At 38.0% G+C, this 3973-nt stretch carries 3 protein-coding genes; all 3 read left to right on the top strand.

The window, feature by feature from the left end; genetic code table 11:
* Positions 1-146 precede the first annotated feature (146 nt).
* Genes ACKLKD_RS27585 through ACKLKD_RS27575 form a run of 3 tightly spaced genes read left to right on the top strand, consistent with a single transcriptional unit; the run spans position 147 to position 3530 of the window.
* Positions 147-533 carry a GtrA family protein gene (locus tag ACKLKD_RS27585; protein ID WP_032192118.1) on the top strand — a complete coding sequence of 129 codons (387 nt, stop codon included), beginning with the start codon at positions 147-149 and terminating at the stop codon, positions 531-533.
* Between the two features lie 11 nt (positions 534-544).
* Positions 545-1516, top strand: coding sequence for a glycosyltransferase family 2 protein (locus ACKLKD_RS27580; RefSeq protein ID WP_023312627.1), 972 nt, complete (start codon positions 545-547; stop codon positions 1514-1516).
* On the top strand, positions 1506-3530 hold the full coding sequence (locus ACKLKD_RS27575) for a hypothetical protein (RefSeq protein ID WP_023312628.1): 2025 nt from the start codon (positions 1506-1508) through the stop codon (positions 3528-3530). The genes ACKLKD_RS27580 and ACKLKD_RS27575 overlap by 11 nt, the downstream gene beginning before the upstream one ends.
* The last annotated feature ends 443 nt before the right edge of the window (positions 3531-3973 follow it).

Genomic DNA, 3973 nt, shown 5'->3' with positions numbered 1-3973 from the left:
ACCCAGATCTAATCCAGGAGCTTTTTTGATTTCTCTTTATGCCTTATAATATCGCTCTAACCTTTAAGGAGATTGTCTATGGTTTTCTGTCATTTTCATCGAACATGCGTTCGTTCCATAAAAATGCATAACTTTCAATTGGTAAAATGGAGTTATTGGTGCTAACTAGTATTAAATCACAAGCTGTTAGGTATGTATTCGTTGGTTTGGCGAACACAGCTTTGACGGCAGCGGTTATATTCAGCTTGATGCAGTTCGGCGTTGGCATCTACCTATCTAATGTCTCCGGTTATGTCGCGGGCATTCTTTTTAGCTTCATTATGAACGTAAGATTCACATTCTCTACTTCATTGAGCTTAATAAAGTTCATCAAGTTCCTATCAGTCTGCGCAATTTGTTATATTTTTAATCTAGTAGCGATGAAATTCTTTTTAACACTCATGCCCCAGCATGTTTATACCGCGCAATTTATAGGCATGTTTTTTTACACAGCAATAGGTTTTATCCTTAATAAATTTTGGTCTATGAAATGAATGAGATTAATATGGACATTATGAAGTCAAAATCACCATCACTCGCAATTGTAGTGCCATGTTACAACGAAAAGGACGCGTTCCCTTTCTGTTTGGATGGTTTAACGTCAGTATTATCAAACCTCATTTCCAAAGGAAAGATTAGCGATAAGAGTTATATTCTTTTTGTAGATGATGGAAGCAGAGATGATACCTGGGAACAAATTAAGGCCGCATCCTGCAAAAATTCTTTTGTCCGAGGATTAAAATTATCAAGAAACCGAGGACACCAGATAGCCCTAATGGCGGGATTATCAAACGCTGATACAGACGTAACTGTTAGTATTGATGCAGACCTGCAAGATGATATAAGTTGCATTGAAAAAATGATCGACAAATACCACGAAGGATTTGAGATTGTTTATGGAGTACGCGATAACAGGGACAGTGATTCAGTCTTTAAAAGAACCACAGCAAATAAATTCTACTCGCTAATGAGTTGGTTAGGGGTAAATCAGGTTCCCAATCATGCGGATTTCAGACTACTGGGGCGCACTGCGCTTTCGGCTCTGAATAAGTTTAAAGAGCAAAATGTTTATTTAAGAGGGCTTATCCCCCTTCTTGGCTATAAATCTACTAATGTTTATTATAGTAGGGATGAAAGGGTCGCGGGCGAATCGAAGTATCCTTTAAAAAAAATGCTCTCGCTGGCGCTGGAAGGAATAACTTCCCTTACAATTACTCCATTGCGTATGATCGCTATGGCTGGCATTGTTACATGCTTAATATCATCAATTGCAGCCATCTATGCAGTCATTGAGAAATTGCAGGGGGACACTGTTGCTGGGTGGACTTCAGTCATGATTGCCATTTTCTTCCTTGGTGGTGTTCAAATGCTCTCTCTGGGTATTATTGGTGAGTATATTGGGAAAATTTATATGGAAAGTAAAAACAGGCCAAAATTCTTTATCGAAGAGAAAGCAGGTGGTGAAAATGAGATATAATAAGCCCCTATCAATTATTTTATTATTCATGATTTTGTTGGTGGTGGTTATCCAAACCAGCATATTTATAGCTCATGAACAGAACATTTACTATTGGGATTTCAATGGATACTGGAGAATGTGGGAAGAGTTTTGTGCCACATTCCCTAATGAGCCTATCAACTCAATAAGGACAGTCTTTCACTCTATTAGACATGATGACTATAACTCTCTTCCTGTCGCCATCACGTCATGGTTCTATCTTTTTAATTTACCTTCACGGCTGTCTTATATAACTTCATTGGCTGTGATGTATCTTTTCCCTACAGTAATACTCTTCCATTTACTGTGTAAACGTTTTTCTGATAATCACTCTTTTGGCTGGTTGTTACTTTCTTGCATTTTACCTTTAACCTTTGTGGCTTTTTGGGCCCCAACGCTTAAAGGATATCCTGATATATCAGGCTTAATCCCAATAATTGCTGCATTACTATATGTTTCGAGCAGTGATTTCGGTGATAAGGTTAAAATTAAAAAAGCCCTTGTGACTGGATTACTTCTGTGGTCTCCATTCTTATTGAGAAGATGGTACGCATATACGGTTGTATCATTGTATATATCATTACCTGTGCTTAATTATTTCCTCTACAATAATGCCAAGCATAGCTTTGGTCGCGTGGCCATCATTATCAAAAATTTTTTCGTTGCTGGTATTTTCTCCGTATTGCTTACCTTGATATTTCAGGGTGCATTAATTAAGAGAGTAATTGCAACTGACTACGCCACAATATATTCTGCTTATCAGTCCTCTCTCAGTCATTCCATTGAAAATCTTTATAATGATATCGGTTTATATCTATTCCCCTTTGTAATCATTGGATTGCTTTCCATTTTTCGGAGTAAAGACCGTAATGATAAAATCCTTATCATATTCTCAGCTTTTAACTTAGTATTTAGTTTTTTCTTATTTACAAGAACACAAAGCCCCGGCGTACAACACTGCCTTCCTTTTGCTCTTTGGGCGTTAATAATCGCCACCTTGGGATTAAAAACGTTATTGCATCTTGCTACCAGCAAAACTTATCAATATTCAATGCTCATTGCCGTCACTGGTTTATGTTTTTTTATTAACTACACTTCGCTATTTAGCGCAAAACAATATACAACGATTGACAAGTTGTTGCCTATCAAATCGTTGCCTATACACGTAGATAATTTCAACAATTACGTTACTCTCGTTAAAAATATTGAATCGCTTACACAGGGAAATGAAAAAGTCACGATACTTAGTTCAAGTTCAGTACTTAATGACGATATGATAAATACCATTTCCTACCGGAAATTAACAGGGAAAATAGCATATGCTTCTCAAGTTGATCTCAGAGATGGTATTAATATTGAATCTTTACTCTCGAAATATTTTGTTGTAGCGGATCCGATACAAACACACCTGACACCGGATGGGCAAAGGGTAATTACCATACCAGCAAATGAAATTCTTTCAGGTGACGGAATTGGTGCTGCTTTCAGGAGAATAGGCCCTGCCTATAAACTGTCGGATGGAGTTACTGCATACATTTATGAACGAACGCGTTCCTATACCGATAAAGAGATTAAAAACTTTTTTTCACTTTTCTACAAGCATTACCCTCAATGGGAACAAGTATATGGGAAAGGGCTTTACTATCCGTTTCTTTCAGCAAGTGTAGTTGTTGGTGATACCTGGGGTAAATTTACCATCTCCGATAATGGTGAAATCGATGCCCATCCAGGAGACAACACCCCTACCACAGCGAAATGGATACTAACTGGAGTTAACACGCTTGTTTTTGACTCTTACAACACGACGTGTAGTAATGCTGATGGTGTGGACATAAAAATTAGCAACGATGAAGGAAAATCTAGTAATGTTTATATTAAAAACGGCAGTAGTGGAATCATGGATGTTGAGGAATTTTCAGGTAAAGAATCAACCATTGAAATTCTCAAACACGAATACTCTGCTTGTGACTCTATTAAAATAACCGCAAAATAACTCCTACCCCCTTACTTAAATAAGGGGGTATTCTCTCAGTTTACTGTAGATATATTCTCACTCAGTTAATAAATATCATCACAAACCAATACATCACATCTATCTAATTATACCCGGTATATATTTTATCTAAAATAGTTCCCCTCCGCCATCAACTCAATACAACAAATCGCATCCTGTCGGCATACTCATTCTATTTGCCACTACTAATTTTTAAATCATAATACAGCTCGCTTAATCATTTTATTCAGTTTTGCGTCGCACCGGCAGAAGCTTCCCCGAGAATAACGCGATATCCAGCACGCCGAAGAGAGGCCATGAGGCGCAATCACGATATCCTCATCATAGACGATATGATCATACTGACGGAGTCCCCTTAAATCGAGGCTGTTTAACGCGCTACGCCGGGAGGTCTTGTTTCACGGATAGGGCAGACGCTCACC

The sequence above is a fragment of the Klebsiella sp. 10982 genome, from assembly GCF_048589245.1.
GTDB lineage: Bacteria > Pseudomonadota > Gammaproteobacteria > Enterobacterales > Enterobacteriaceae > Klebsiella > Klebsiella quasivariicola.
Note: the sequence above shows the minus strand (reverse complement) of the source record. Positions and strands in the feature narration are given on the sequence as shown.